Below are 25,954 nucleotides of genomic sequence, written 5' to 3'. Positions count from 1 at the left end.
ACGATGAGCGGAACCACCAACAGCAAGGCGGTCGGCGTGGAGACCATCGGCATGACCATGCGCTTCGGCGCCTTCACGGCGCTCGACGATGTCTCGGTCAAGGTGCCGGCCGGCTCCTTCCACGCGCTGCTCGGCGAGAACGGCGCCGGCAAGTCGACGCTGGTCAAGTGCATGATGGGGTTCTACCACCCGACTTCCGGCGACATGCTGGTCGACGGACGCGAAGTGGCGATCGCCAGCCCCAGGGACGCCTCGGCGCTCGGCCTCGGCATGGTCTATCAGCATTTCACGCTGGTCCCCTCGCTTACCGGCGCCGAGAACCTGGTGATTTCGCGCGAGAAAGTGCCGGTCGTCATCGACTGGCGCAAGGAGCGCGCCGGTCTTGCACAATTCATGGAGCGGATGCCGTTCAAGCTGCCGCTCGACGTCAAGGTGGCGGAGCTTGCCGCCGGCGAGAAGCAGAAGCTGGAGATCGTCAAGCAGCTCTATCTCGGTCGCTCATTCCTGGTGCTGGACGAGCCGACCTCGGTGCTGACCCCTGGCGAGGCGCAGGAGGTGCTGGGCTTGGTGCGTGGCATGACCCAAGCTGGCGACCTCACCGTGCTGATGATCTCGCACAAGTTCCACGAGGTCACGGCATTCGCCGACAACGTCAGCGTGCTGCGCAAGGGCAGGCTGACCGGCACCGGACGCGTCGCCGACCTCGACCACAGACAGATGGCGGCGATGATGATCGGCGACCAGCCGATCGCCGCGCTCGACAGCCGCGCCGCGCCGAAGCCCGACGCCGAGATCGTGCTCAAGGTCAAGGCGCTGAAGGCGCCGGACCGCACCGGTCTGAAATCGATCCGGATCGAAGATCTCGGCGTGTGTTCCGGCGAGATCGTCGGCATCGCCGGCATTTCCGGCAACGGCCAGAAGGAATTCCTCGAAGTGCTGGCCGGGCAGCGCCCGCGCGATGCCGGCGAAGTCATGGTGCGCGGCACCGCCTACAGGGCGACGCGCGCCGAGGCGCGCGCGCGCAATGTCCGCCTCATCCCCGAGGAGCCGCTGAAGAACGCTTGCGCGCCGAAGATGACGGTGGCCGAGAACATCGCCTTCCGCACCTTCGATATCGACGGCAACGGCAAGCCGGTAAGTTGGATCAGCACCGGTGCCATCAGGACCTTCAGCGCCCGCCTTGTCGAGCAGTTCAAGGTCAAGACCGCATCGCTGTCCTCGCCGATCGCCTCCTTGTCGGGCGGCAACGTCCAGCGCGCCGTGCTCGCCCGTGAACTCACCGGCGAGGTCGATCTCTTGATCGTCTCCAACCCCTGCTTCGGTCTCGACTTCTCGGCGGTAGCTGAGATCCGGGCGCGCATCATGAAAGCGCGCAATTCGGGCGCCGCGATACTTCTGATGTCGGAAGATCTCGACGAACTGCTCGAGCTCTCCGACCGCATCATCGTCATGTCTGAGGGCGCGCTGGTCTACGAGACGCCGATCGCACAGGCGAGCGTGCAGACCATCGGTGCGCACATGGCGGGACATCACTGATGGCTGAGATCGCAGCGCAGCCATTTCCGTTCGCCTTCAAACCGCAGACCATGGCGCTGGTCGTCATCGACATGCAGCGCGATTTCGCCGAGCCGGGCGGCTTCGGCGCCAGCCTCGGCAATGACGTCAGCCGTGTGACCGCGATCGTGCCGACGGTAAAGCGGCTGATCGAAGGCTTTCGCGCCGCCGGCCTGCCGGTGATCCACACCATGGAATGCCACCGGCCGGATCTTTCCGACCTGCCGCCGACCAAGCGCGACCGCGGCAATCCGCCGATCCGCATCGGTGACGTCGGGCCGATGGGTCGCGTGCTGATCGCCGGCGAGCCCGGCACCGCGATCCTCGACGAGCTCGCGCCACTGCCCGGCGAGATCGTCATCGAGAAGCCTGGCAAGGGCGCCTTCTATGCCACCTCCTTCGGCGACGACCTCAAGAATCTCGGCGCCGAGCAGTTGGTCTTCGCCGGCGTCACCACCGAAGTCTGCGTGCAGACGACGATGCGCGAGGCCAACGACCGCGGCTATGAGTGCCTGCTCGCCGAAGATGCCACGGAAAGCTATTTCCCCGAATTCAAGGCAGCGGCTCTGGCCATGATCCGGGCGCAAGGCGCCATCGTTGGTTGGACGGCGACGACCGATCAGGTGCTCGAGGGAATTGCGAATGCCTAATCTTGCCTTTGCCGGCCTGCTCGACGGCGGCTGGCGCGACTTGGCGTTCGAGCATTTCCGCGACGGTATCGGCGTGCACTGGTTGTTGAAGGGCGGGCCGGTCGAGCCGTCGGTAGCAATACTCAGCTACGGGCCAGGCGCCGGCGTGCCGCGCCACCGCCATGCCGGGCTGGAAACCATTGTCGTGCTGGAAGGCACCCAGAGCGACGAGAACGGTGATTATCCTGCCGGCAGCGTGGTCCTGAACCCGGTGGGCAGCGAGCACTCGGTGTGGACGAAAGAAGGCTGCGTCGTGCTGATCCAGTGGGACCTGCCGGTAATCATCCTGGGGGAGGCGAAATGAACGATATGCGCTTCGACATAGCAGGCCTGCACGCCGCCTATCAGGCCGGTGCCGGCATTGGCGAAGTCATCGATACTGTCCACGCCCGCATCGAGGCCGCAGGCGATCCCGGCATCTTCATCCATCTCGCGACGCAGGCCGAGATGTTGGCCGCCGCCGAGGCGCTCGGTCCGTTCGACCCCGCGGCCAAGCCGCTTTGGGGCATCCCCTTCGCCGTCAAGGACAATATCGACGTCGCCGGCATGCCGACGACCGCCGCCTGCGCCGAATACACCTACTGGCCCGACAGCGACGCCACCGTGGTCGCGCGGCTGAAGGCAGCCGGCGCGCTGGTCGTCGGCAAGACCAATCTCGACCAGTTCGCGACCGGTCTCGTCGGCGTGCGCACGCCCTGGCCGATCCCTCGAAATGCGATTGATCCGAAACTGGTGCCGGGCGGCTCTTCGTCCGGTTCGGCGGTGGCGACGGCGCGGGGCATCGTTTCCTTCGCGCTGGGCACCGATACAGCCGGCTCCGGCCGCATCCCGGCCGGCCTCAACAACATCGTCGGGCTGAAGCCGACGGTCGGCGCGCTGTCGACGACCGGCGTCGTGCCGGCCTGCCGGACGCTCGACTGCGTGTCGGTTTTCGCTCTGACTGTCGACGATGCGTATGCTGTTTTCGGCGTGGCCGCCGGCTTCGATCCGTCCGACGTCTTTTCGAGGTCCGTGCCAGCAGAACCGCTCGGGCTTCGGCCGCCCGTGCTTGCGATCGGCGTGCCGGCGCGCGCGGACCGCAAGTTCTTCGGCGATGCGTCGATGCAGGCCGGTTTCGAAGCTGCTCTGGCTGCGCTGGAAGCGATGGGAGCCAGGCTCATCGAGATCCCGTTCGGCGACTTTTACGCCACCGCCGATCTCCTCTATGAAGGCGCCTGGGTGGCCGAGCGCTATGCGGCGATCCGCGATTTCTTCGACGCCAACGAAGCAGCCCTGCACCCGGTGACGCGCAAGATCATCGGCGGCGCGCGCGGCCTTTCGGCCGCCGATGCCTTCCGCGGGCTTTACGCTCTGCAGGCCTACAAGGCCAGGCTCGCCCCGGTCATTGCTTCCGTCGACCTGTTCTGCGTGCCGACCGCGCCGACGCACTACTCGGTCGATGCCGTGCTTGCCGAACCGATCGCGACCAACAGCCGCCTCGGCACCTACACCAATTTCGTCAACCTGCTCGACATGTGCGGCATAGCCGTGCCGACCGGCAGGCGCGGCGACGGCCTGCCGATGAGCGTCACCTTGCTCGCCGCCGCGGAGAGGGACGGCCTCGTTGCGTCGGTCGGGCGCGACCTGCATGCCGCGAGCGGCCTTTGCCTTGGCGCGACCGGTTGGCGACCATACGGCGCCCGTGCCGCCGTCACGCCGGCCGAGGACGCCACGATCGAACTGGTGGTGGTGGGAGCGCATCTCTCGGGCATGCCGCTCAACAGTCAGCTGAGCCAGTTGGGCGCACGGTTCTCGCGGGCGGCGCGGACCTCATCCGCCTACAAGCTGTTTGCGCTTGCCGGCCAATCCGTGCCGAAACCCGGCCTGATCCGTGTCGACGATGGCGGCACCACGGTCGAAGTTGAGATTTGGCGGCTCTGCGCTGACGCCTTCGGCCGCTTCGTCGCGGCCATTCCTCCGCCGCTCTGCATCGGCACGATCGAGCTCGAGGACGGCAGCGCGGCCAAGGGCTTTCTGGTGGAAACCGCTGGCCTCAACGGTGCGTCCGACATCTCGTCATTCGGCGGCTGGCGCAGCTTCGTCGGTCGGGCAGACAACGGCCAGCCGCCTCGATCTCCGGCTCATGTCGCCAGCACGGCCTGATCCAGCCCGCGGATAATTTTCGCCAGTTCCACGCATTCGTCCTGGCGTACCTTGTTCTTCCGCCAGGCGATGCAGATTATGCGCTGCGGCATCGGCTCCTGGAACGGCACGATCCTCAAGTCGGGCATGACGCCGGCGGCGCTTGCCGCCATTTCCGGCACCAGCGTCACGCCCAGCCCATGCGCCACCATCTGCAGAAGCGTGGTCAGGCTGGTTGCGCCATAGCTTGCCATCGCCACCGGCCGCACATTGCCGCAAACGGCTAAAGCCTGCTCGCGCAGGCAGTGGCCTTCCTCGAGCAGCATCAGCCGCTCCAGCGCCGGGCTTTCCGGCGGCACAGGCGGCGAGGCGAAGGCCGGATCGCCTGCTGGCACCGCAAGGAAGAAGCGGTCCGGGAAAAGCTCCTCGGTGACCAGCCCCGGATGGTCGAGCGGCAAGGCGGCGATGAAAGCGTCGAGCTTGCCCGAGACATTGTCCTCGACCAGCGATGCGGTCACCGCCTCGCGCAGCTCGAGCTGCAGGGACGGGAAATGCCGCTTCAATTCTGGCAGGACGCGCGGCAGCAGATAGGGCGCGACCGTCGGGATGATGCCCAGCCGGAAGCGGCCTTCCATCGCGGGACGGCCGCGCCGGGCAGTCGTCTCGACGTCACGAATGTCGGCAAGAATGCGTTCGATGCGCGGCTGCAGGACAAGCGCCTCGTCGGTCATTCGCACCGTCTTGCCGCCGCGCTCGAACAGAAGGCAGTTCAGCCGCTCTTCCATCTCGGCGATCTGGGCGGAGAGCGCCGGTTGACTGACGCCGGCAAGCTTCGCGGCGCGGCCGAAATGCAGCGTCTGCGCCAGCGCGTCGAAATAAAGCATCTGCCTGACGGTGAGACCGATCATAAGGAAATCCTATCGGAAAAAACAGCAAAGGCAATTTGTCTTTATCGGCCAGCCGGCCTAGTCTGGAATCGTTCCAGATTGGCGCGGCCGCTGGCTGCCCCGGAAACTCAATTCAAAACTCGGCAAAAATCGGAGAGTAAGATGGACGCGAAAACCGACGACAACAGCGCTGGCAAATGCCCCGTGGCGCATGGATCCGCCGGTCGGACCAACCGCGACTGGTGGCCGAACCAGCTCGACCTTGGCGTTCTTCACCAGCAGTCGAACCTCTCGGATCCGATGGGCGAGGACTTCGACTACGCCAAGGAATTCCAAAGCCTCGATCTCGATGCGGTGGTCAAGGATCTGCACAAGGTGATGACGGATTCGCAGGACTGGTGGCCGGCCGACTTCGGCCACTACGGGCCGCTCTTCATCCGCATGGCCTGGCACAGCGCCGGCACCTACCGCATCGGCGACGGCCGCGGCGGCGCCGGCGCCGGGCAGCAGCGGTTCGCGCCGCTCAACAGCTGGCCGGACAACGCCAACCTCGACAAGGCCCGCCGGCTGCTGTGGCCGGTCAAGCAGAAATACGGCCGCAAGATTTCCTGGGCCGATCTGATGATCCTTGCCGGCAACGTCGCGCTGGAATCGATGGGCTTCAAGACCTTCGGTTTCGCCGGCGGCCGCGCCGACGTGTGGGAGCCGGAGCAGGACGTCGACTGGGGCTCCGAAACCAAGTGGCTGGATGACCAGCGCTATTCCGGCGACCGTGAGCTGCAGGGCCATCTCGGCGCCGTGCAGATGGGCCTTATCTACGTCAACCCGGAAGGGCCGAACGGCAAGCCGGACCCGATCGCCGCCGCGCGCGACATCCGCGAAACCTTCCGCCGCATGGCCATGAACGACGAGGAGACCGTGGCGCTGATCGCCGGCGGCCACACCTTCGGCAAGACCCACGGCGCCGGCGATGCAGCCCTTGTGGGCGCGGAGCCGGAAGGTGCCGGCATCGAGGCGCAGGGCCTCGGCTGGTCGAGCAAATACGCCACCGGCATTGCCGGCGACGCCATCACGTCTGGCCTCGAGGTCACCTGGACCACGACGCCGACCAAGTGGAGCAACAGCTTCTTCGACAACCTCTTCAATTACGAATGGGAGCTGACGAAGAGCCCGGCGGGCGCCAATCAGTGGACGCCGAAGGGCGGTGCCGGCGCAGGCACCGTGCCGGACGCGCACAATGCCTCGAAGCGCCACGCGCCGGCGATGCTCACCACCGACCTGTCGCTGCGTTTCGACCCGGCCTACGAGAAGATCGCTCGGCGCTTCCACCAGCACCCGGACCAGTTTGCCGACGCCTTCGCCCGGGCCTGGTTCAAGCTCACCCATCGCGACATGGGCCCGGTCGTGCGCTATCTCGGCCCGCTCGTACCGAAGGAAGAGCTGATCTGGCAGGATCCGATCCCGGCGATCGACCATGAGCTGGTCAGCGACCAGGACATCGCCGCGCTGAAGGCGAAGATCCTGGCCTCCGGCCTTTCGGTATCCGAGCTGGTCTCGACCGCCTGGGCCTCGGCCTCGACCTTCCGCGGCTCGGACAAGCGCGGCGGCGCCAATGGCGGCCGTATCCGTCTTGCCCCGCAGAAGGACTGGGACGTCAACCAGCCGGTACAGCTTGCCAAGGTGCTGGCGAAGCTCGAAGCCGTCCAGAAGGAATTCAATGCGGCTGAGACCGGCGGCAAGAAGGTCTCGCTGGCCGACCTGATCGTGCTCGGCGGCGTCGCCGCGGTGGAGAAGGCGGCAAAGGACGGCGGCCATGAGGTGAAAGTGCCGTTCACGCCCGGCCGCATGGACGCTTCGCAGGAGCAGACCGATGTCGAGTCCTTCGCGGCGCTCGAGCCGAGGGCCGACGGCTTCCGCAACTACACCAGAGGCAAGCAGCCGATGTCGGTCGAGGCGATGCTGGTCGACCGGGCGCAGCTCCTGACGCTGACGGCGCCGGAGATGACCGTGCTGGTCGGCGGCCTGCGCGTGCTCGGCGCCAACGCCGGCGGCTCCAAGCTTGGCGTCTTCACCGACAGACCCGGCACGCTGACCAACGACTTCTTCGTCAACCTGCTCTCGATGGCGACCGTCTGGGATCCGGCCGCCGGCTCCGAGCCGGGCTCGGATGAGGTCTACGAGGCGCGCGACCGCAAGACCAAGGCGGTCAAATGGACCGGCACCCGCGCCGACCTGATCTTCGGCTCGCACGCGCAGCTGCGTGCCTTCTCCGAAGTCTACGGCTCGGCGGATGCCAAGGCGAAGTTCGTCAAGGACTTCGTCAAGGCGTGGACCAAGGTGATGAACCTCGATCGCTTCGAAGTCGCCTCGAAGTAAGGGTCTCATCCTCCCAAGTAAAAAGGCGCGGGGCTTGCCCCGCGCCTTTTTGATTCAACCCCGCTAGAGCAATTCCAGGAAAAGTGTGTAACGGTTTTCCGTCCGGAATTGCGTAAAAACAAATAGTTAGAGCAGTTCGGCGTCTCCGTGAAACGATGAACTGCTCTAGGGTCAGTCTTTCTCGAAGATGCCCGCCTTGGCGACGACGCCGGCGATCGCCCCGCCGATCAGCGGCGCGACGATGAACAGCCAGAGCTGGCTGAGCGCGGCGCCACCCGAAAACAGCGCCGGGCCGATCGAGCGGGCCGGGTTGACCGAGGTGCCGGTGACCGGGATCATGGCGAAGTGAATTGCCGCCAGCGTCAGGCCGATGACCAGGCCGGCAAAGGCCGTCGTGTGCTTGGCGTTGGTGACGCCGAGGATGACGGTGACGAAGGTGAAGGTGCCGATCAGCTCCCAAAGGAAGGCCGAGCTCATGCCCCATTTCGCCTCGTCCCAGCCATTGGCGCCGAAGCCGCCGGTGTGGCCGCCCGCCTGGCCGGTGACGATGATCCACAGCGCCAGCGAAGCGATGATGGCGCCGATGATCTGCGCGATCCAGTAAGGCACGACATCCTTGGCCGGCATCCGTCCCGCAAGGAACACGCCGAGCGTCACCGCCGGATTGAGATGCGCGCCCGAGATCGGGCCGATCGCATAGGCCGCGGCGATCAGGCCGATACCGAACGCCAGGCCGATGCCTTCCTGGCCGAGCGGCAGCGCGCCGCCGAAACCGCCCGTGACCACGGAGGCCGTGCCGATGAACACCAACAAAAACGTGCCTAGAACTTCTGCCAGATAAGTCTTCATTGCCCTCTCCTCATGAGGATCCGTCACACCGCGTTTCCCGCGCCGCGAATCACAGGCGAAAGAGTATTCCTGCCCGAAAGACTTGGAAAGAAGAGGGGTTAAGCCAGAAGGCTTGCTTGCGCGCGCCAGTCAAAGACATTAGAGATTTTTCATACTCTTATCGATTGTTCTTGTTCTTCGATTGTGTCGCCCGATTTTGAGAAAATCGTTCGGCGAATTAGCGCGGCTTTGAAAACGGCGTTTCGCCGGCAACCCAAATAGATTGTTTCAATCCTGGCCAGAAAGGCTCTAAGAGCAGGGTCGAAGCAATGACAGACGGAAGCAGGAATGAGATTGGGCGGAAGGCTGGCGGCGGCCATCGAAGTTCTGGAAGATATTAGCCGGCGTCACCGGCCGGTGGCCGACGCCTTGCGCGACTGGGGCCTGTCGCACCGCTTTGCCGGCGGCGGCGACCGCGCGGCGATCGGCAACATCGTCTACGACGCGCTGCGCCGCAAGCGCTCGGCCGGCTGGCTCTTCGGCGAGGACACGCCGCGCGCCATCGGCTTCGGCGCGCTGCTGCTGGAATGGGGCCAGACGGCGCAGTCTCTCAACGATGCGCTCGACGGCGACAAGTTCGCGCCGCCGCTGCTCAGCGCCGCCGAATTGAAGGCGGTTGCCGGGCGCCGGTCGGCCGATGCGCCCGCCGCCGTGCGGGCCGATGTTCCGGACTGGTGCGCGCCGCTCTTGGAACAGGCCTATGGCGATGCCTGGGTCGAGGAAGGGGCGGCGCTCGCGATGCGCCCGCCGCTGGATCTCAGGGTCAATGCGCTCCAGGCCGACCGCGGCAAGGTGCTGGCGGAACTCCAGGGCACGGGTGCGGCGCCTGCCGCGATCGCGCCGCACGGCATCCGCATCCCGCCGATCGACGGCGACGGCAGGCATCCGAACGTGCAGGCCGAGCCCGCCTTCCAGAAGGGCTGGTTCGAGGTGCAGGACGAGGGCTCGCAGCTTGCCGCGGCGCTTGCCGGTGCCGCGCCCGGCATGCAGGTGCTCGATTATTGCGCCGGCGCCGGCGGCAAGACGCTGTCGCTTTCGGCCGAGATGGACAATCGCGGCCAGGTGTTCGCCCATGACGCGGAAAAGGTGCGGCTGGCGCCGATATTCGAGCGCATCCGCCGCGCGCACAGCCGCAATGTCCAGGTCGTCAGCAAGCCCGCGGAGCTCGCGCCGCTGTCCAGTCATATGGACATCGTGCTGATCGACGCGCCCTGCACCGGCAGCGGCACCTGGCGGCGGCGGCCCGACGCCAAATGGCGGCTGACCGACAGGCAGCTCGACGCCCGCAAGGGCGAGCAACTGGCGATCCTCGACACGGCGCAGGCCTTCGTGAAACCCGGCGGACTGCTCGTCTACATCACCTGTTCGGTGTTCGATGCCGAAAACGGCGAGCAGGTCCAGGCTTTCCGCGCACGCCACGGCAACTTTGCGCCGGTCGACCATCGCAAGCTTTGGGACAGCCATTTCCCCGGCCATCAAGGCGCCGCGCGCATCGCCGACGCCGGCGGCATCTCGCTGTCGCCGGCGCTCAGCGGCACCGACGGCTTCTATTTCCATGCCTTGCGCAGGGCCGCCTGAGAGCAGCCACCACTTTGCTGCGCTGCAACATAAAACATTGCCTGTCCGGCCTGCCTCTGCAATAAGCTTCGCCAGCAAAAGTGAGGCGAAGGCCATGGCAGCTAAGATCGTACCCGCTCCCGACTATGAGGATCGCGTCAGGACTTCCTTTGCCCGCCAGAAAGCCATGGCCACAATCGGCGCGGAGCTGACGCTGGTGACGCCCGGCATCATCGAGATCGAGATGCCCTATGCGCCTTCGCTAACCCAGCAACACGGATTCCTGCATGCCGGCGTCATCTCGACGGCGCTGGACTCGGCCTGCGGCTATGCCGCCTTCTCGCTGATGCCGCAGAATTCCAGCGTGCTGACCATCGAATTCAAGGTCAATCTGCTGGCGCCGGGCAGGGGCGAGCGCTTCCTGTTCCGCGGCTCGGTGACAAAGCCCGGCCGCACCATCATCGTCGCCGACGGCCAGGCCTACGCCTTTGCCGCCGATGGCGAGGCCAAGCTTATCGCCACCATGACCGGCACGATGATGACGGTGGTCGGCCGCGATGGGATAGAAGGGTGAGGAGCGGTCCGCATAGCGGACGAAAAAGCCCCCAAATGGGCTTTTCGAGCGACGAACGCCCCGAGCCATGGCGAAGGGCCGGGAGGCGGCGAGGGCACGTTGCCCTTTCCCTTTCGCAGGGGCAACAAAAGGGTAGAGCCTCATGACCGGTAAAGTGTCGCGCCTGTCGGGCAAATCCGTTCTCTTCGTCATGGCGGCGGAGGCCGAATACGGCCCGCATCTCAAAGAACTGTTCACGCCGTTGATGACCGGGGTCGGTCCGGTCGAGGCCGCCCTGAGGCTTGGCGCCGAGCTTGCGGCGCTGAAGGCGGAGGGCGAGCTGCCGGAGCTCGTCGTCTCGCTCGGCTCCGCGGGAAGCCGCACGCTTGAGCAGACCGAAATCTACCAGGCTGTGTCGGTGAGCTACCGCGACATGGATGCCTCGCCGCTCGGTTTCGAGAAGGGCGCCACGCCGTTCCTCGACTTGCCGGTGACGGTGCCGCTGCCCTTCGTCATCCCGGGCATCAAGGGCGCCACGCTCTCGACCGGCGGCGCGATCGTCACCGGCATCGGCTATGACGCGATCGACGCCGACATGGTCGACATGGAGACCTTCGCCTGCCTGCGCGCCTGCCAGCTCTTCGGCGTGCCGCTGATCGGCCTGCGCGGCATTTCCGATGGCGCCGCCGATCTCAGGCATGTTGGCGACTGGACGGAATATCTGCACGTCATCGACGAGAAGCTGGCGGCCGCCATCGGCTTGCTTGAACAGGCGATCGGCGGCGGCCTGCTTGGTGGCTGACTGCCACGCGGATCAGGCAGCCAGGCGCTGCGGATCGCCGAAATCGATGCGTGAAATGCGTCCACGGGGGGCGCCGCTTGCGTCGAGATAGTCGATTGCTCCCGGCGTGTGACGGAGTTTCCACGTGCCCTGGGGGCCGTCCTTCCATTCGACCTTGTAGCCGTCGTCAAGCAGCATCCAAACCCCATGAAAACGCGTGCCGTCTGGCAACAGCATATGCGCGCAGTCTGCGTTTTCGTAGTGGATGAAGGCGCTCTTGCCACCCATGTCGATGACATGCGTCGTTCCGACCATGATAATGGCCAGCGTGTCCCTGTTCAGTATCGTCATTGTCACTGTCCACGATTTCCCGTTTCGGAAGAGCCTCGACGGCGTGAATATCGTCAAGTATCTTGACTATATGGAGTTCAGATCAAGTGGTCAAGGAGCTTGACGAAAAACCGCAGGCGTTGCCCGATCATGTCGGCTGGCGGCTGTGGCAGGCGAGCCGTGCCTGGCAGGCGGAATTTGCTGCCGCCATGCGGGCCGCCGGCCACGCCTGGTTCAGCGAAGCGCGCGCCGGTCTGCTCGGGCACATTTCCCGCAACGGCACGCGCCAGTCGGCGTTGATCGAGCGCACGGCCATCTCCAAGCAGGCGGTTCAGCAATTGCTCGACGGGCTGGAAGCGGAAGGCGTGCTGGAGCGGCTTCCCGACCCCCGGGACGGGCGCGGCAAGCTTGTGCGCTATACGGCCAAGGGTTTGGATGCGTTGCGCGACGGCGATCGCATCAAGCTTCAGATCGAGCGCGGTTACATTGATCGCATCGGCCAACAGCGGTTCGCGGCGCTGATGGACGCCTTGCGCTCACTCGACGCAGGGCGGGCCGGCGCACTGGAAGCGCCTGAATCGAAGTGAGCGGCGCGACCGCGCGACCCATTGCGTCGACTCATTTCTTTCTCTAAAGGCTCGCCATGACGACAGCCAATCATCCCGACACCGTTCTCATCGTCGATTTCGGCAGCCAGGTCACGCAGCTGATCGCGCGGCGCGTGCGTGAAGCCGGAGTCTACTGCGAAATCGTCCCGTTTCAGTCCGCCGCCGAAGGCTTCCGCCGCATCCGGCCAAAGGCCGTCATCCTGTCGGGCAGCCCGCACTCGACCGTCGACATCGGTTCGCCCCGCGCGCCCGACGAAGTCTTTTCCGCCGGCATTCCGGTGCTCGGCATCTGCTATGGCGAGCAGACCATGTGCGCCCAGCTCGGCGGCAAGGTCGAGGCCGGCCATCATCGTGAGTTCGGCCGGGCCTTCCTGGAAATCGAGGACGATTGCGCGCTGTTCGACGGCGTCTGGGCCAAGGGAACGCGGCACCAGGTCTGGATGAGCCATGGCGACCGCGTCACCGCCATTCCCGCGGGCTTCAAGATCGTCGGCACCTCCACCGGCGCGCCCTTTGCCGCCATTGCCGACGAGGCGCGCAAGTTCTACGCGGTGCAATTCCATCCCGAGGTGGTCCATACCCCGGATGGCGCGAAGCTGCTCAGCAACTTCGTCCACCACATCGCCGGCCTCGCCAGGGGCTGGACCATGGCTGCCTATCGCGAGCAGGCGGTCGAGGCGATCCGCAAGCAGGTGGGCAAAGGCAAGGTGATCTGCGCGCTGTCGGGCGGCGTCGACTCCTCGGTCGCAGCACTCCTGATCCACGAAGCGGTCGGCGATCAGCTGACCTGCATCCTCGTCGACCACGGCCTGATGCGTAAGGACGAGGCGAAAAGCGTGGTGGAGATGTTCCGCCAACACTACAACCTGCCGCTGATCCTGGTCGACGCCTCCGACCGCTTCATTTCGGCGCTCGAAGGCGAGGCCGATCCGGAAACGAAGCGCAAGACCATCGGCCGTCTGTTCATCGAGGTGTTCGAGGAGGAGGCAAAGAAGCTCGGTGGCGCCGACTTCCTGGCGCAGGGTACGCTATACCCGGATGTCATCGAGAGCGTCTCCTTCTCGGGCGGCCCGTCGGTGACGATCAAGTCGCACCACAATGTCGGCGGTTTGCCAGAGCGGATGAACATGAAGCTGGTCGAGCCGCTGCGCGAGCTGTTCAAGGACGAGGTGAGGGCGCTGGGCAAGGAGCTCGGTCTGCCCGAAAGCTTCATCGGCCGCCATCCGTTCCCGGGCCCCGGCCTTGCCATCCGCTGCCCCGGCGGCATCACCCGCGAGAAGCTGGAGATCCTACGCCAGGCCGACGCCATCTATCTCGACGAGATCCGCAAGGCCGGCCTCTACGACGCCATCTGGCAGGCCTTCGCCGTGCTGCTTCCGGTGCAGACCGTCGGCGTGATGGGCGACGGCCGCACCTACGAATTCGTCTGCGCGCTGCGCGCCGTGACGTCCGTCGACGGCATGACGGCCGACTTCTACCACTACGACATGAACTTCCTCGGCGCCGCCGCCACGCGCATCATCAACGAGGTGAAAGGCATCAACCGCGTCGTCTACGACGTGACGTCGAAGCCGCCTGGAACGATCGAGTGGGAATGAAGCTGCATCCTTTTCTAGCTTTCGGCACCTATCGATAAGATAACATAAGTCACTGAAATTTCAAATTTTCTCTCATGGAGTCTATCGGTATCGATCGCCTCCAAGCGAGAACATTTGACGGTAAGCCGGACGGTATAGACTTCCGCTCCTTCTGAGCGAATGCTCTATACCGTCAGAGCGCTGATCGGAAGTTCGCGCAGGAAATATCAATTAAATTATTGAAAATAAGTGTTTTATTGGTGGGTTGACGGTAAAATCGTTGACGGTAAAATCGGGGCGAAAAGTGCCTAGATTGTCCTTGGTTCCTCTCCATCATGCTGACCGACATCGCGCTCAAACGACTGAAACCAAAAGATAAAATCTACAAGGTCGCCGATCGTGACGGTATGTACGCGACCGTCTCTCCTGCCGGGCAAATCGCATTCCGATACGACTATCGGATGAACGGCCGACGAGAGACTGTGACCCTGGGCCGTTACGGTGCGGGAGGCATCACGCTGTCAGAAGCGCGGGACCGTTGCCTCGACGCTCGCAGGCTCGTTGCCGAGGGGAAGTCGCCGGCACAGGAAAAGCAGCGCGCTAAGCGGCGTCGGCTAACCGTGGGAACCTTTGGCGATGCCGGTAAGGATTGGTTCAAGAATGCTGCGATGGCGGACAGCACGCGCTCTATGCGCAAGGTCATTTTCGATCGCGACATTTTGCCGATCTGGCAGAAGCGGCTTTTAACCGAAATCACACCTGACGATTTGCGGGAACTTTGCACCAAGGTGAAGAACCGCGGAGCGCCGGCAACGGCGATCCATATCCGGGATATCGTGAAGCAGATCTATGGCCATGTCATTCTGAACGGCGAGAAGATTTCCAATCCCGCGGATGAGGTGGGACCTTCTTCGATAGCCACGTTCGAGCCGAAGGACCGAGCTTTGTCCCCTGCGGAAATCCGCATCATGCTCAAAGAGTTGGAAAATGTGCCGACATTGCCGACCATTCGCCTAGGCCTAAAGCTGATATTGCTTACGATGGTGCGAAAGAGCGAGCTGCTGGATGCGACGTGGGACGAGGTCGATTTTGAGAACGCCGTTTGGCGCATTCCAAAAGAGCGGATGAAGCGAAAGAAGCCCCATAACGTCTATCTGTCGCGCCAGTCCCTCGACATCATGATAGCGCTCAAGACGTGTGCGGCGAACTCGCAATATGTACTGCCCTCCCGCTACGATGCCGACGAGCCAATGTCGCGCGCCACCTTCAACCGGGTCACCATGGCGATTATCGACCGGGTAAAGAAGCAAGACCTCCCGCTGGCGCCATTCACGGTACACGACCTACGCCGCACTGGCTCAACGCTGCTAAACGAAATCGGATTCAATCGGGACTGGATCGAAAAATGCCTCGCTCACGAAGACAGCCGCTCATCACGTGGTGTCTACAACAGGGCCGAATATGAGCCGCAGCGTCGCCACATGCTGCAGGAATGGGCCGATATGATTGATACGTGGGCGGCAGGGAAGAAGCACACGCCCGCACTTCAGCCGGCCTTGGACGCGGCGATTACTCTTGATCCGACTTAACAGGTCTCGCCTTTCGCAGTCTTACGTCGGGAGCATTGGAGGGCTGGGTCCTGCCGGCAGATGATGCGTTCCGCCGCTGCTCTATCCAAGCTTCGACTTCTGCCAAGTCCCAGACGACGCAGCGGGGGGTGAGATTGAACCGTCGCGGGAACTCGCCACGTTGTTCCATCTCATAAATGGTCGTGTCGGATAGCGGAACGATTTCCCTCAACTGCGACCGGCGTATAGTTCGCACGACTGGACGCGACGCAAGGTGGGGCAGCACGGGAAGTGGCTCCGACCACCCGATCCTCCCGGATATGTCGAGTTCAGAAGACGGCAGCTGTTTGACCATATGCATGACCCGTCGGTTGCTTACTGGTCGACAATCACGCAACCTCGAGGAGTATAGTATAGCCCTCAATTGCGACCACACTTTCTCTCGACAGACGAGCAGACCAAATCACTTCGTACCGTCTCACGCGCTTGGCGGCGACGTGAAGATCTTGGTAGTAACGCAGCCGGTCGACTTTCGCCGCGGCATCAATGGCCTCGTTACCCTGGTCACCTCGGCTCTTGCAGCCGATCCTTCTGCGGTGACGTCTTTGTCTTCCGCCCCAAGGGCGGCGACAGATTGCGCCTTCTTTTCGGCACGGAAGCGGCATGGTTCTGGACTCGCAATGGCTCGAATCCGGCCGCTTCACCTGGCCGCCGATCGGCGACGAGGACAGCCTGATCCGACACTGTTCATTGTCCGCGGCGGATCGCCTCGAGATTGACCGACGCAGGCGCGAACACAATAAACTCGTGTTCAGCTTTGCGTCATGCGACATCCGGGCGGGGTGCCGGCGGGCAGGCGCGCCCCCATGTCGCGCGACTGCCGAGATGTTGGCGCCGACTCCCGCACTCTCCGCGACGACCCGAGCCTTCTCCGCCGGCGTCCAGTTGCGCCGCCGCCGCCGGCCGGTGATCGCCTCGATCCGGCGATAACGACACTGTTCATGCCTGCCTTGATGACTGGTATCAGGCTCGTCGCACTCCATGCGCCTACGCTCCTGGCAAATCAGGCGGCAAATCTCGCCAGTGCATAGCCCTCAGGCAAGGTGGGGTGCTCGTGACGCTCACCCTCAACCGGTCGGAATGTGTGGCAGTCCGGGCATACCCGACGGAAAAGCGCGTATGTCTCTGCCTCATGGTTTACGACCGCAATCTGTAGCGCCGCCATAACCTTTTTGCCCTCTGCGATCGAGAAGCCGATCTCACCGTCGAACAAGCGCTCCCAGCTCTTGCCAGTCCGGACTTGCTTACGACAAACGTTGCCGAATTCGTTCTTCCCCTCGATCGTGATCGTCCACTCCATCGCCACCATTGCCTCCTTGAACAAAGCGATTCATGGATTGGTCGGGTCTAACAAGCCGTATTCGACCCGGGAGAAGTTACCGGTCCCCAGTCGGACCTAGCCTGAGCGAGAATCGTTACTCTTTCGACGACGAGCACACCATTTACTCCTCCCTGAAGGCTCGGTCGATCTGATCAGCCAACGGCTTGACCAGATAGGAAAGCATTGTGCGGTTGCCTGTCGAGAAGAACACCTCGACCGGCATACCGGGCGCCAGGGTCAGGCCTTTCAGCTTCTTCAGCTCCGGGCGGGCGATACCGATGCGGACGGAGTAAAAACCTGCTCCGCTGCGCTCATCGAGACTGAGGTCCGCGGCTATCTCTTTGACATTGCCGTTGAGCTCAGGCGTGACGCGCTGGTTGAACGCCGAGAATTTCAGCCCTGCTTCCTGGCCGAGCTTCAGTTGATCGATATCTTGCGGAGCTATCCGCGCCTCGACTGTCAGGTCATCCGCTACGGGTACGATGAGCATGACCACTTCGCCAGGAGCGATAACGCCGCCCACGGTGTGGACGGCAAGCTGATGCACAACGCCATCCTGCGGACTGCGCAAATCGATACGCTTCAGCTGATCCTCGGCCGAGACCCTGCGCTCGACGAATTCGGATATCTTGCTCTGGACGTCGCGGAGCTCGGTCGCGACTTCCTTGCGCAGATCCTGGTCGACCTGAATGATCTGCAGCCTAGTTTCGACAATGCGCCCCTTAGCCTGGGCAATTGAGGCGGTGAGCTGACCGTGCTCGCCCTTGAGCCGAACCGCATCCCGCTCGAGCGCGGTCAGGCGATCGATCGAGACGAGCTTCTGCCTCCAGAGGCTGCGGACGCTCTCGAGCTCGATCCCGATCAATTCGATTTCCTGGCTCTTTGCGACCCGCTGCTCGGTAAGGCCGGAGCTTTCCTCGGAAAGCTGAGCGATGCGCTCCTCCAACTGCGCCTTTTGGCCGGCTCGCGCCTGCCGGCGAAATTCAAACAGCGACTGCTCGCCGGCCATCGCGCTTGCTTTTGCAGGGTTGTCCGGGCGTGACGTCAACGAAGGGGGAAACGAAATCTTCTCCTGGCCATCCCGCTCGGCTTCGAGGCGCGCGAGGCGGGCCTCGAATTCATCCAGATCCCTGGTGACGATCGCCAGATTGGCGCGCGTGACGGTTTCGTCTAGGCGAACCAACACGTCGCCGGATCTGACGGCGTCGCCTTCTCGGACGAGGATCTGCCCGACCACGCCGCCGGTCGGATGCTGGACCTTCTTGACGCTGGAATCGACGACCAGCCTGCCGGACGCGATCACCGCGCCGGAAAGCTCCGTGACGGCTGCGAGCCCTCCGCCGCCGCCGACCAGAAGAAGGCACGCCGCAACCCCACCAATCAAATAACGGTGAATGGTTCTTTCGATTGCCTGAACGTCGGCGGCCATCAGGATGCAGTCTCTTCGGCCATCGGCACGCCTTTCGGGGGAACGCCTTCCGTCCGGGTAACCTTGTTCAGGACCTTGTTCTTCGGCCCGAATGCCTGGACTCGGCCATTCGCCATGACCAGGACCTGGTCGAGACTCGCCAACGCGCTCGGCCGGTGCGCTACGACGACCGCAATGCCACCGCGCGCCCGAACCCCCTGAATCGCTTCCGTCAGTGCTGCTTCGCCCTCGGCATCGAGATTGGAATTCGGCTCGTCGAGAATGACAAGAAAGGGGTCGCCATACAGAGCCCGCGCGAGCGCCACCCGCTGTCGCTGGCCGGCCGAGAGCGTCGAGCCGGCTTCGCCGATCCGCGTTTCGTAACCTTCCGGCAGATGAATGACCAGATCGTGTACACCCGCTGCGCGCGCGGCCGCCAATATTTTGTCCGACGGCGCCTGCGGCTCGAAGCGGGCTATGTTTTCGGCAATCGTGCCATCGAACAGCTGCACATCCTGCGGCAGGTAGCCTATATGCTTGCCCAATTCGTCTGGCGACCACTGATCGAGCGCCGCTCCATCCAGCCTGACGGTGCCGCGCGCCGGCTGCCATATTCCGGCAATTGCCCGAACCAGCGAGGATTTGCCGGAGGCGCTCGGCCCGATAATGCCGAGACCTGCCCCCTTCTCCAATGCGAAGACCGCATCCTGAACGACCAGCCGGCGCTCATCCGGTAGCGTGACACTAATGCTCTCAATGGCAAGGTTGGACGCCGGCGCCGGCAATGAAACGCTTGTCGAGGTCTCGGGAAGCAACGCCAAAAGCTGGCTAAGCCGGGTCCATGCCTGCCTGGCGCTGACAAAGCTCTTCCAATGCGCGATCGCGAGCTCGATCGGCGCCAGCGCCCTTCCCATCATGATCGAGCTGGCGATCATGATGCCGCCCGTCGCTTCCTGACGGATGACGAGATAAGCGCCGATCGCCAGGATTGCCGACTGCAACATCATGCGCAGGGTCTTCGATATCGTCCCAAGCGTGCCAGCCAGATCACTGGCCTTCGCATTGGTGTCAAGATAGTCGGCATTGACGCCTGACCAGCGTTCGGCGATGCGCGAGCCGAAGCCCATCGCCTGCAGGACCTCGACATTGCGGCGCGTCGCCTCGGCCAGCGTGTTGCGCGCTGCGGCCTGCCTGTTGGCTTTCTTGGCCGGCTCCCGGGTCCTGGCCTCGGCAAGCAGCGTCAGCCCGAACAGGACGACGGCGCCGGCCAGGGCCGTCACGCCGATCCAGAAATGGAAGAGAAAGCAGATTCCGAGATAGAGCGGCATCCACGGCAGATCGAAAAGCGCGGTCGGCCCGGCGCTGGAGAGGAATGACCGGACCTGGTCGAGATCGCGCAGCGACTGCAGACCGTCGCCGGCCAGCTTGGTGCGCAGCGGCAGGCGCATGAGGGCGGCATAGACCCTGCCGCTCATGCGCTGATCGAGCGCCATGCCGATGCGCACCAGGAGTCGCGACCGGATCAACTCGAGGATGCCCTGGAAAATGAAAAGCATCGTCGCAAAGATGGCGAGCCCGACAAGCGTCGCCACGCTGCGGCCCAGAAGGACGCGGTCATAGACCTGCAGCATGAAGAACGAGCCAGTCAGTGCGAGCACGTTGACCACGCCGCTCATCAGGGCCACGCCTGAGAACGCCCGTTTGAACGATGCCAGAATCGCCGCAAGCGTTGCTCGCGGCGGCTTGGCGGACCTGAGTTGCGTCGTCACCGTCACCTGAGTTCCAGTTCAGACTCCCAGGCGGCGACGAACTGGAAGTCGTCCTGATGCAGGTTCGCCAGTGCAACGTTCTTCAGAGTAACAACATTGCTGGGCACTGAAGGCAACCTATGTTGAAGATGGGGCGTAATGTGCCCCATAGCTGGCTGGAGCAACTCGACAAGCATTTGCCAATGAGAAAGTTGCCTCGCAATCGCGGATTAACAGTGCAAGGGCGTCGTGGACGCGCTGGCGTTGAAAAAGCTTGGTGAGAACGGAATGGTTGTCGGACTCGGCGTCTGGAGCGCCAAAGTGGTTTTCCGCATCAGCAGAACATGAAATCCGATGCGGTCAGGCCAAGGCCGGCCAAGTGGAGCAAGCTTTGCACGTTGCCAAGGTGCGCGAAGTCGTCCACGTGGTTCTCGGAGGTAACATAACCCAGTTCCGCCGTCATGGTCCTATAATTAAAATAGGCAATGATATCGCCTGCAGCCTCGCCGGAGATACCCTTGGCTGCGGCCGAGCCATCGGCGAAACTGTGATCAGTGATCACTACAACATGCTCGCCGTTCGCGCCATTGGCGGGGCCGCTGTAGAAGGTGTCCACTTGATTACCACGCGTCGCGTGATTAACGAAATTCGCTTCAAGACCATCGCTGCCAAGGCCTACCGCATCGAATGTGAAAGTATCCTGCGCTGGGTCAAAATCGACAATGGTGGTGTGGTCAGCGTTTGGCCCAAAGTTTTTATCGACCCCGCCCTGCGGGTTGTGGAACTGGAACACAAAGGTATCCTGACCAGCCCCCCCGGTCAGAGAGTCTCTACCGTCGCCCGCGAAGAGGGCGTCGTCGCCGGCGCCGCCGTAAAGCTTGTCGTTGTCCGCACCGAGGAGGTTCGCAGCCAGGATGCGCGATTTATCGCGGCCCATGTCGCCGTAGAGGTAGTCGTTGCCCGCGTCGCCAAAAACCTGGTCATTGCCGACGCCACCGAAGACCCGGTCATTGCCCTCGCCGGCAGAGATGGAGTCGTTGCCGAAACCACCATCGATCCAGTCATCTCCCGTCGGATCGAGCATTAGATCATCCCCATTGCTGCCAAAGAGACTGTTGCTACCCTGGCCGCCCCAAATTGTCTTTTCCATTGCGAATCCACCTTATGGCAACACCACGACCCGCCACTAAACTCATTCATATGCCTGATCGGACAATTAGAGGAATTGATTGTTTGGATAGAACACATCGAGATAGCGGATGTATCCTCGTGCGCTTCGTCCAGACGCGCGACGGTGCCATATGTCCAGGTGCATTCGGTACGAGTATGGTTTCGGCGATCTGTGGGAATACGATATCCGGGTTGAATCCAGGCTCGAGCGCGAAGGCGGCAAGGTCTACCCGGTCTGTGTTGCCGGCGAGCGTGCTTGTCCGCCTGAAGATGCTAGGCTGCCGCCCTGATCAGAAGTTCGCGCCTGACACCTTTTGGTGGCGCGCAGCGGAGATCTGCTCCCATTGGGCTGCGAGTTCCTCCCGGGACACGTCGCCCAAGGCGGCGACCTCTTTCTCGAGCTTGGCGAGCATGGGGTTCAGGCGCTCTTCGCGTTGTCATCGATCCGATAGCGGCGAACGCCGTACTTCCCGACATCGCTGACCAGGTTAGGACCAAGCTTCTTCTTGACGACCGCCGATAAGAAGCCCCGCACCGAGTGTCCCTGCCAAGCGGTGGCTTCTATCAGTAGCGAACCATGCCGCTTGGTTGAAGATCATCGTCGCCGCTCAAATGGCGGCAATGCCTACGCGATCCTTGGCGGCGCGCTTAACCATCCCGTGAGCCGCGTTTGGGCTGGCTACTGGCAGCGGGCAGAGATCAAAAATCAAAGCTAACTTGACCGTCTGATTTCAGTCGCCAGCGACCGCTGTCGTCCCTTTCGGCCAGGACTTCTAGAACAGACAAAACCGTTTGGTTTTCTGGCGTAATACCATTCTTGAGAAGTGGTATGATAGACAGTACGATGTCGTCAAAGGTTGGGTGAATTCCCTGATGCTCTAATCGACGCATATAAGACAAGAGGTAATAGCGGACACGCAACCTCACGTCCACATGTGTCTTAAATTTCGTGTTCTTTTTTATGTAGTATTTGCTATCAATATCCTCATACTGAAATTTCTGCCTTAGTAGTGGCGTCAGATCATTATATTGTTGACTTAGGATGTGAAGGAACCCAAGTTCCAATCCTCTTATAACTAATCCGTCATTGATCTGTTCTAATGTGGCGCCCTGATTGGCCGCGATAGTTCCTTCAATCGTTTCCTCGATGATATCCGCTATGTCCATCCCTAACTTGACGGCCATAATGGATTTTGGATTCTTCACTTTCCTAAAGTTGATTATCAGCTGACCCGAGAGAACGGTGAAGGGATTTTGCCTTTTCTTGAAGCTGGTTTGCCCATTGTTCTGACGAGTGACGCCGGCATATTCGAACCCAACTTTCTCGGCCGTCTCCACAATCAGGTGCCAATAGGCTGGCCCCTTGTGAGCAAATACGAAGCTCATCCACCTGTTGAATTTCAATACCCTGTACATTTCACGAATGGAATCTGACAGCAGGGAAGCGTATTCGCTCTTCGTCTTGCGCAGTTCGCCGCCTTCGATTGCCTCTTGGGCGAAGTCCTCCGGCCCCACCTCAAAACCTAGCCAGGAATTCCACATGGTAGAAAGGTCCAGATACGGTATTTTCGATCCGTAAGGGGGGTCCGTGTAGATGTAGTCCACAGACTCGCTTTCGATCATGGAGAGGTCGGTTGCCGACCCCTGCATGACGGGATTGGCGCCTCTAACCTTTGTTAGCTGGGATCGCAGTTCTTCCTTAGCCGCCAGTAGCTTTTTCAACCGCAGGCGGAAAACCGCTGCTACATCAAGACGCGGTGAATCGTGCGCTATCCTATAGCGATAATATCGAAAAACAGCGCTGTCGCCACGACCTTCGGACCGGCCCGCAGAAGCGTGGTAGGTGAGGTTGATCTTATTTAGAAGGCCCGAGAACATAAGCATGAGGTGCGCCCGAGATGTCTCGCTGCGAACTTTTGAAATTATGTCGCGGAGCAGCGCCAATTCGGCCAGCTGCATCCGGCTAAATAGCTGGTCGACAGTGTCGACGTCTGACGTCTTGGGAAGTCGAACTCCTTTCGGATACTCAACAATCTTAAGGAGTGCTTCGGCTTCGAGATCATTCCTGGGGCGGCGCTGTTTGAAGGCATGTTCGACGCTTCGAAAATCGTTAGTCAAGACTTCCGAATCGATGGGTTCAACGAGCGTTTCAACAATGAATTTGCAAAGGGGATTTATGTCTAACTGAATTGCTTTTCGGCCCAGAATAAGCGATTCAATGTATGTAACGCCACTTCCTCCAAATGGATCTAGAACTACGTCACCTGGCTGAGTAAACGTCGAAATGTATTTCTGTACAACCGACCATACTTGCCTTGTGAAATAGCCATGAACACCATGATAGCGCTTCACAGATTGCTTCTGAAAGGAAATTATCTCCTTTGGAGGCTTGATCGCGAGATAGTCGAGCGGGGGTGGAGCTAGCGGGACCGGTCGCGTGGCGATGCGTCGGAAGGCGTCCGGATGAAGGAAATCCGTTAGCGGCTTCCAAAACTCTGCCAGCTCGGTCATTTCGAAGTGCAGCAGAGGAGTGCGATCTTCTATCTCGTACAAGGCAAACTCCCGACCGTTGCAAAGAGCAAAATGACGAGTCCGGATTTCTGGGTGGATCGCGTAGCTGTAGGCTTGTTCGACGTTTTCGTTCGACGTCACAGACTCGCGCGGAGCTTTGGCGTCCAAGACCCAGCGGTAGCGGTTGTCGACTGAAAGAAGATAATCCGGGATCAAGGTGATTGGACGCTTTGTGGTTCCGATCACAACGAATGGATGAGTGAGGGGCTTGCTGCGAATTATTCGATTGCTGCCGCTTGAAGCATACCCCATCCCCAGGAGCAGAGGATGCACGATATCTTCTCGAACAGCGTCTTCCTTGAAGTCGAGAGCGCGCAGCGCCGCAGGATCGACATGCAGAGGTGGGACAGGGATATCCCAACTAACCTCGGGAGTATCCGTTTCAGACGATGAACCTTTGCCGCGTTGCTTTACACCCGCCACAGTACGCCCCACTAAAAACACACATGCGGAACGCAAATCTAAACCAGAATGGTTAACGAGTGTGAAGTTCCCAATGATTACTCGGGCGCTTCCTCGGGATCGAGACACTGACCTGATCTTCGGTGACTCGCCTCCGCACGGTCGCAGTAATGGCGACCTACGTCGCCCAACTTGATGCCCTTCGCCATGAATGGAGCCTGGTGCGGCCAGCGGCTTCGTCAAGCTGGTTCTAATGTACATAAATTTGTCTGGAACAGGAGCGCGCTCCCCGAATTGAAAGGTGGCAGGAGCCCGTCGCTTACGCTCATTAGCTGCTACGGGCTTTTTCACGCCTGTTTGGCCGATCAGAGCCGTGAGAGCGCCGCCACAGCTCCGTTTCATCGGTGAAGCCGTTCTGAAAAGGCTTCAATCACTTCACAGGCGAGATTTTGCCGTCGGTCTGCGTCTTTAAGGACGAGGCGCTGCTCTTCGCACAACTGGTCAAAGACTCGTTGTAGAAGCTCCAGATCCGCGGAGGCGGAAAATTCCATTGCACTTGATGAAAGTCGTGACGCTTTCCTCCGCTCAGATGAGGCGAAAGCGTGATGATCTCTTTCAAGCGCCCGTACGCCCTGCCTAGTCGCGGGCGGCCATTAACCTTACGCCTTCGCGGGCGGCTTGGCGAATCCTTAAAGGACGGCACCAACGCTCTTGCCATCCACCACCGACAAAGGAATATAATCCTCCCTGGTGCGGCGACTCCCATTTCCAGGAGGATCCCCATGACAACGAAATTCCCCTTTGTAGAGAACACGCTCGGCAAGAAGCTGGAGGCTGGCACAGGGTTGTCTGTCTATTGCCTAACATGGAAACGGAGAGCAGTCCTCGACGTGGCTGAGATGGTCAAGCGGTTCGGCCCGGACCAGCCTTGTTTGCATTGGGACCTTCTCAAGATCATCTTTTGCAGCGAGTGCCGCGCCGCGGGCCGCGACGACCGGAACCTGCAAATTCACGAACCACGCGATGATGCCGGAAAAGGGGAAGGGGTGGACGCCTTGCCCTTACATCAAATTTAAATGCGCGGTATGCGGTCCCGCTGCATGCTTGGGTATGTCGCGGTATCTGTTCGAGGTGGTCCTTAATCGTTGTTGGCGATCGGCCGAATAGCAGTCGAAAATCAGCGGCGGAACCATACGGAACAATACGGGGAGAGCTTCTGATTTTTGCCCGCGAGAAAGCCAATAAAATCAATGTTCTGAATACGCCCTCCGGGCCCACCAGAATACTCCATTAAGCTATTCAAATTATTAAATTTTTCCGAGCTGGCCCAAAACGTGGACTCGAACCCCCCTCGGGTTTTATGAATCCGGTCGCAAAAAATCTCTGGGAGTGCCACAGAATCGGAAGGGTAGGGAGGAAGTTAAATTCAGCCTCGCTCCCGGCCTCTCGAACGGCAACTTTGCGCCTCATGCACGAACCCGCTTCGCGGGAGAGTCGCGTGGTTCTGAGATGACGCGTATTCATAGGCTTTGAGCAGTTAAAGCCTGCGATCTGACCATGGAGTTCCCTTCAACGAGGGGAACTTGCCATGGCTACCTTGTCGACCGATGCTCCGATCACGCCACTTCGCCAGCGATGCATGCTGATGCGGGGCCTGGGACCGCATACGCAGCAGGACGACGATCGGCATGTCCGGCGCTTTGCCGCGTTCCTTGGCCGGACTCCCGACACCGCGACGACCGAGGACATTCGGCGCTTCCAGCTGCGTTGCTGACAGGCAATGTC

Annotated in this window: 25 protein-coding genes and 2 pseudogenes; 16 read left to right on the top strand and 11 right to left on the bottom strand. The window is 61.7% G+C overall.

All coding sequences use genetic code 11. The features are described 5' to 3' along the window. Window positions 1-3: 3 nt before the first annotated feature. From AC4FWB_RS22290 to atzF, 4 genes are read left to right on the top strand one after another with little or no spacing between them, the layout of a single operon-like run. Complete coding sequence (locus AC4FWB_RS22290; RefSeq protein ID WP_491028399.1) at window positions 4-1,536, top strand: ABC transporter ATP-binding protein; 1,533 nt, start codon at window positions 4-6, stop codon at window positions 1,534-1,536. Then, a complete protein-coding gene (locus AC4FWB_RS22285) occupies window positions 1,536-2,204 on the top strand; it encodes a cysteine hydrolase family protein (RefSeq protein WP_491028398.1) in 669 nt (222 codons plus the stop codon). The genes AC4FWB_RS22290 and AC4FWB_RS22285 overlap by 1 nt, the downstream gene beginning before the upstream one ends. Further along, a complete protein-coding gene (locus AC4FWB_RS22280; protein WP_491028397.1) occupies window positions 2,197-2,547 on the top strand; it encodes a cupin domain-containing protein in 351 nt (116 codons plus the stop codon). The genes AC4FWB_RS22285 and AC4FWB_RS22280 overlap by 8 nt, the downstream gene beginning before the upstream one ends. Continuing rightward, the gene (gene atzF, locus AC4FWB_RS22275; RefSeq protein WP_491028396.1) at window positions 2,544-4,385 is read left to right on the top strand and encodes an allophanate hydrolase; all 1,842 of its coding nucleotides are present in this window, start codon (window positions 2,544-2,546) and stop codon (window positions 4,383-4,385) included. The genes AC4FWB_RS22280 and atzF overlap by 4 nt, the downstream gene beginning before the upstream one ends. On the opposite strand, the gene AC4FWB_RS22270 is transcribed toward atzF, so the two are convergent. Continuing rightward, window positions 4,364-5,272, bottom strand: coding sequence for a hydrogen peroxide-inducible genes activator (locus AC4FWB_RS22270; RefSeq protein WP_491028395.1), 909 nt, complete (start codon window positions 5,270-5,272; stop codon window positions 4,364-4,366). The genes atzF and AC4FWB_RS22270 overlap by 22 nt on opposite strands. A 141-nt stretch (window positions 5,273-5,413) precedes the next feature. On the opposite strand from AC4FWB_RS22270, the gene katG reads away from it, so the two are divergent. Beyond that, complete coding sequence (katG, locus tag AC4FWB_RS22265) at window positions 5,414-7,627, top strand: catalase/peroxidase HPI (RefSeq protein ID WP_491028394.1); 2,214 nt, start codon at window positions 5,414-5,416, stop codon at window positions 7,625-7,627. A 171-nt stretch (window positions 7,628-7,798) separates the two neighbouring features. On the opposite strand, the gene AC4FWB_RS22260 is transcribed toward katG, so the two are convergent. Next, window positions 7,799-8,476, bottom strand: coding sequence for an MIP family channel protein (locus tag AC4FWB_RS22260; protein WP_491028393.1), 678 nt, complete (start codon window positions 8,474-8,476; stop codon window positions 7,799-7,801). 327 nt (window positions 8,477-8,803) lie between these two features. Here AC4FWB_RS22260 and AC4FWB_RS22255 point away from each other — a divergent pair, with 327 nt between their 5' ends. The 3 genes from AC4FWB_RS22255 to AC4FWB_RS22245 all read left to right on the top strand — a co-directional run bounded on the left by AC4FWB_RS22255 (window position 8,804) and on the right by AC4FWB_RS22245 (window position 11,427). Continuing rightward, window positions 8,804-10,093, top strand: coding sequence for an RsmB/NOP family class I SAM-dependent RNA methyltransferase (locus AC4FWB_RS22255; RefSeq protein ID WP_491028392.1), 1,290 nt, complete (start codon window positions 8,804-8,806; stop codon window positions 10,091-10,093). A 94-nt stretch (window positions 10,094-10,187) separates the two neighbouring features. Then, a complete protein-coding gene (locus AC4FWB_RS22250; protein ID WP_040973884.1) occupies window positions 10,188-10,646 on the top strand; it encodes a PaaI family thioesterase in 459 nt (152 codons plus the stop codon). 142 nt (window positions 10,647-10,788) lie between these two features. After that, on the top strand, window positions 10,789-11,427 hold the full coding sequence (locus tag AC4FWB_RS22245) for a 5'-methylthioadenosine/S-adenosylhomocysteine nucleosidase (protein ID WP_491028391.1): 639 nt from the start codon (window positions 10,789-10,791) through the stop codon (window positions 11,425-11,427). Between the two features lie 12 nt (window positions 11,428-11,439). Here AC4FWB_RS22245 and AC4FWB_RS22240 read toward each other — a convergent pair whose 3' ends face one another. Then, entirely contained in the window at window positions 11,440-11,757 is a 318-nt protein-coding gene (locus AC4FWB_RS22240; RefSeq protein WP_491028390.1) for a hypothetical protein, read from the bottom strand. 86 nt (window positions 11,758-11,843) lie between these two features. Here AC4FWB_RS22240 and AC4FWB_RS22235 point away from each other — a divergent pair, with 86 nt between their 5' ends. From AC4FWB_RS22235 to AC4FWB_RS22225, 3 genes are all read left to right on the top strand, one after another. Then, window positions 11,844-12,323 (top strand): MarR family winged helix-turn-helix transcriptional regulator, encoded by a 480-nt coding sequence (locus AC4FWB_RS22235; protein ID WP_491028389.1) that lies wholly within the window; start codon window positions 11,844-11,846, stop codon window positions 12,321-12,323. A 56-nt stretch (window positions 12,324-12,379) separates the two neighbouring features. Continuing rightward, window positions 12,380-13,942 (top strand): glutamine-hydrolyzing GMP synthase, encoded by a 1,563-nt coding sequence (gene guaA / locus AC4FWB_RS22230; protein WP_491028388.1) that lies wholly within the window; start codon window positions 12,380-12,382, stop codon window positions 13,940-13,942. Between the two features lie 314 nt (window positions 13,943-14,256). Then, window positions 14,257-15,510 carry a tyrosine-type recombinase/integrase gene (locus AC4FWB_RS22225; protein WP_491028387.1) on the top strand — a complete coding sequence of 418 codons (1,254 nt, stop codon included), beginning with the start codon at window positions 14,257-14,259 and terminating at the stop codon, window positions 15,508-15,510. Here the strand turns inward: AC4FWB_RS22225 and AC4FWB_RS22220 are convergent. Continuing rightward, window positions 15,491-15,745, bottom strand: a complete 255-nt coding sequence (locus AC4FWB_RS22220; RefSeq protein WP_491028421.1) for a helix-turn-helix transcriptional regulator — start codon at window positions 15,743-15,745, stop codon at window positions 15,491-15,493. The genes AC4FWB_RS22225 and AC4FWB_RS22220 overlap by 20 nt on opposite strands. A gap of 241 nt (window positions 15,746-15,986) precedes the next feature. Here AC4FWB_RS22220 and tnpB point away from each other — a divergent pair. Together tnpB and AC4FWB_RS22210 are read left to right on the top strand one after the other, a co-directional pair. After that, window positions 15,987-16,212: pseudogene (gene tnpB / locus AC4FWB_RS22215) on the top strand (IS66 family insertion sequence element accessory protein TnpB); the annotation flags it as partial. Then, window positions 16,204-16,328: pseudogene (locus AC4FWB_RS22210) on the top strand (DUF4158 domain-containing protein); the annotation flags it as partial. The pseudogenes tnpB and AC4FWB_RS22210, both read left to right, overlap by 9 nt. A gap of 224 nt (window positions 16,329-16,552) precedes the next feature. On the opposite strand, the gene AC4FWB_RS22205 reads toward AC4FWB_RS22210, so the two are convergent. The 4 genes from AC4FWB_RS22205 to AC4FWB_RS22190 form a co-directional block, all read right to left on the bottom strand. Then, on the bottom strand, window positions 16,553-16,849 hold the full coding sequence (locus AC4FWB_RS22205) for a hypothetical protein (RefSeq protein WP_491028386.1): 297 nt from the start codon (window positions 16,847-16,849) through the stop codon (window positions 16,553-16,555). Window positions 16,850-16,991: 142 nt separating this feature from the next. Next, window positions 16,992-18,299 (bottom strand): HlyD family type I secretion periplasmic adaptor subunit, encoded by a 1,308-nt coding sequence (locus tag AC4FWB_RS22200; protein ID WP_491028385.1) that lies wholly within the window; start codon window positions 18,297-18,299, stop codon window positions 16,992-16,994. Continuing rightward, window positions 18,299-20,053: a type I secretion system permease/ATPase gene (locus AC4FWB_RS22195; RefSeq protein ID WP_491028384.1), complete on the bottom strand. Its 1,755-nt coding sequence runs from the start codon at window positions 20,051-20,053 to the stop codon at window positions 18,299-18,301. Before AC4FWB_RS22195 ends, AC4FWB_RS22200 begins: the two co-directional genes overlap by 1 nt. Window positions 20,054-20,360: 307 nt before the next feature. Beyond that, window positions 20,361-21,176 (bottom strand): calcium-binding protein, encoded by an 816-nt coding sequence (locus AC4FWB_RS22190; RefSeq protein ID WP_491028383.1) that lies wholly within the window; start codon window positions 21,174-21,176, stop codon window positions 20,361-20,363. A 109-nt stretch (window positions 21,177-21,285) separates the two neighbouring features. Here AC4FWB_RS22190 and AC4FWB_RS22185 point away from each other — a divergent pair, with 109 nt between their 5' ends. After that, the gene (locus tag AC4FWB_RS22185) at window positions 21,286-21,486 is read left to right on the top strand and encodes an IS1096 element passenger TnpR family protein (protein WP_491028382.1); all 201 of its coding nucleotides are present in this window, start codon (window positions 21,286-21,288) and stop codon (window positions 21,484-21,486) included. Here AC4FWB_RS22185 and AC4FWB_RS22180 read toward each other — a convergent pair whose 3' ends face one another. From AC4FWB_RS22180 to AC4FWB_RS22170, 3 genes are all read right to left on the bottom strand, one after another. Further along, entirely contained in the window at window positions 21,487-21,609 is a 123-nt protein-coding gene (locus AC4FWB_RS22180) for a hypothetical protein (protein WP_491028381.1), read from the bottom strand. 5 nt (window positions 21,610-21,614) lie between these two features. Then, window positions 21,615-21,731 carry a hypothetical protein gene (locus AC4FWB_RS22175; protein ID WP_491028420.1) on the bottom strand — a complete coding sequence of 39 codons (117 nt, stop codon included), beginning with the start codon at window positions 21,729-21,731 and terminating at the stop codon, window positions 21,615-21,617. A 164-nt stretch (window positions 21,732-21,895) separates the two neighbouring features. Next, window positions 21,896-24,190 (bottom strand): DNA methyltransferase, encoded by a 2,295-nt coding sequence (locus tag AC4FWB_RS22170; protein ID WP_491028380.1) that lies wholly within the window; start codon window positions 24,188-24,190, stop codon window positions 21,896-21,898. 761 nt (window positions 24,191-24,951) lie between these two features. On the opposite strand from AC4FWB_RS22170, the gene AC4FWB_RS22165 reads away from it, so the two are divergent. Next, complete coding sequence (locus AC4FWB_RS22165; protein ID WP_491028379.1) at window positions 24,952-25,245, top strand: hypothetical protein; 294 nt, start codon at window positions 24,952-24,954, stop codon at window positions 25,243-25,245. Between the two features lie 512 nt (window positions 25,246-25,757). Next, window positions 25,758-25,943, top strand: a complete 186-nt coding sequence (locus tag AC4FWB_RS22160) for a hypothetical protein (protein WP_491028378.1) — start codon at window positions 25,758-25,760, stop codon at window positions 25,941-25,943. Window positions 25,944-25,954 lie beyond the last annotated feature (11 nt).

Source organism: Mesorhizobium sp. LEGMi-168a, assembly GCF_058312955.1.
This window is presented reverse-complemented; position numbering and strand designations above follow the sequence as displayed.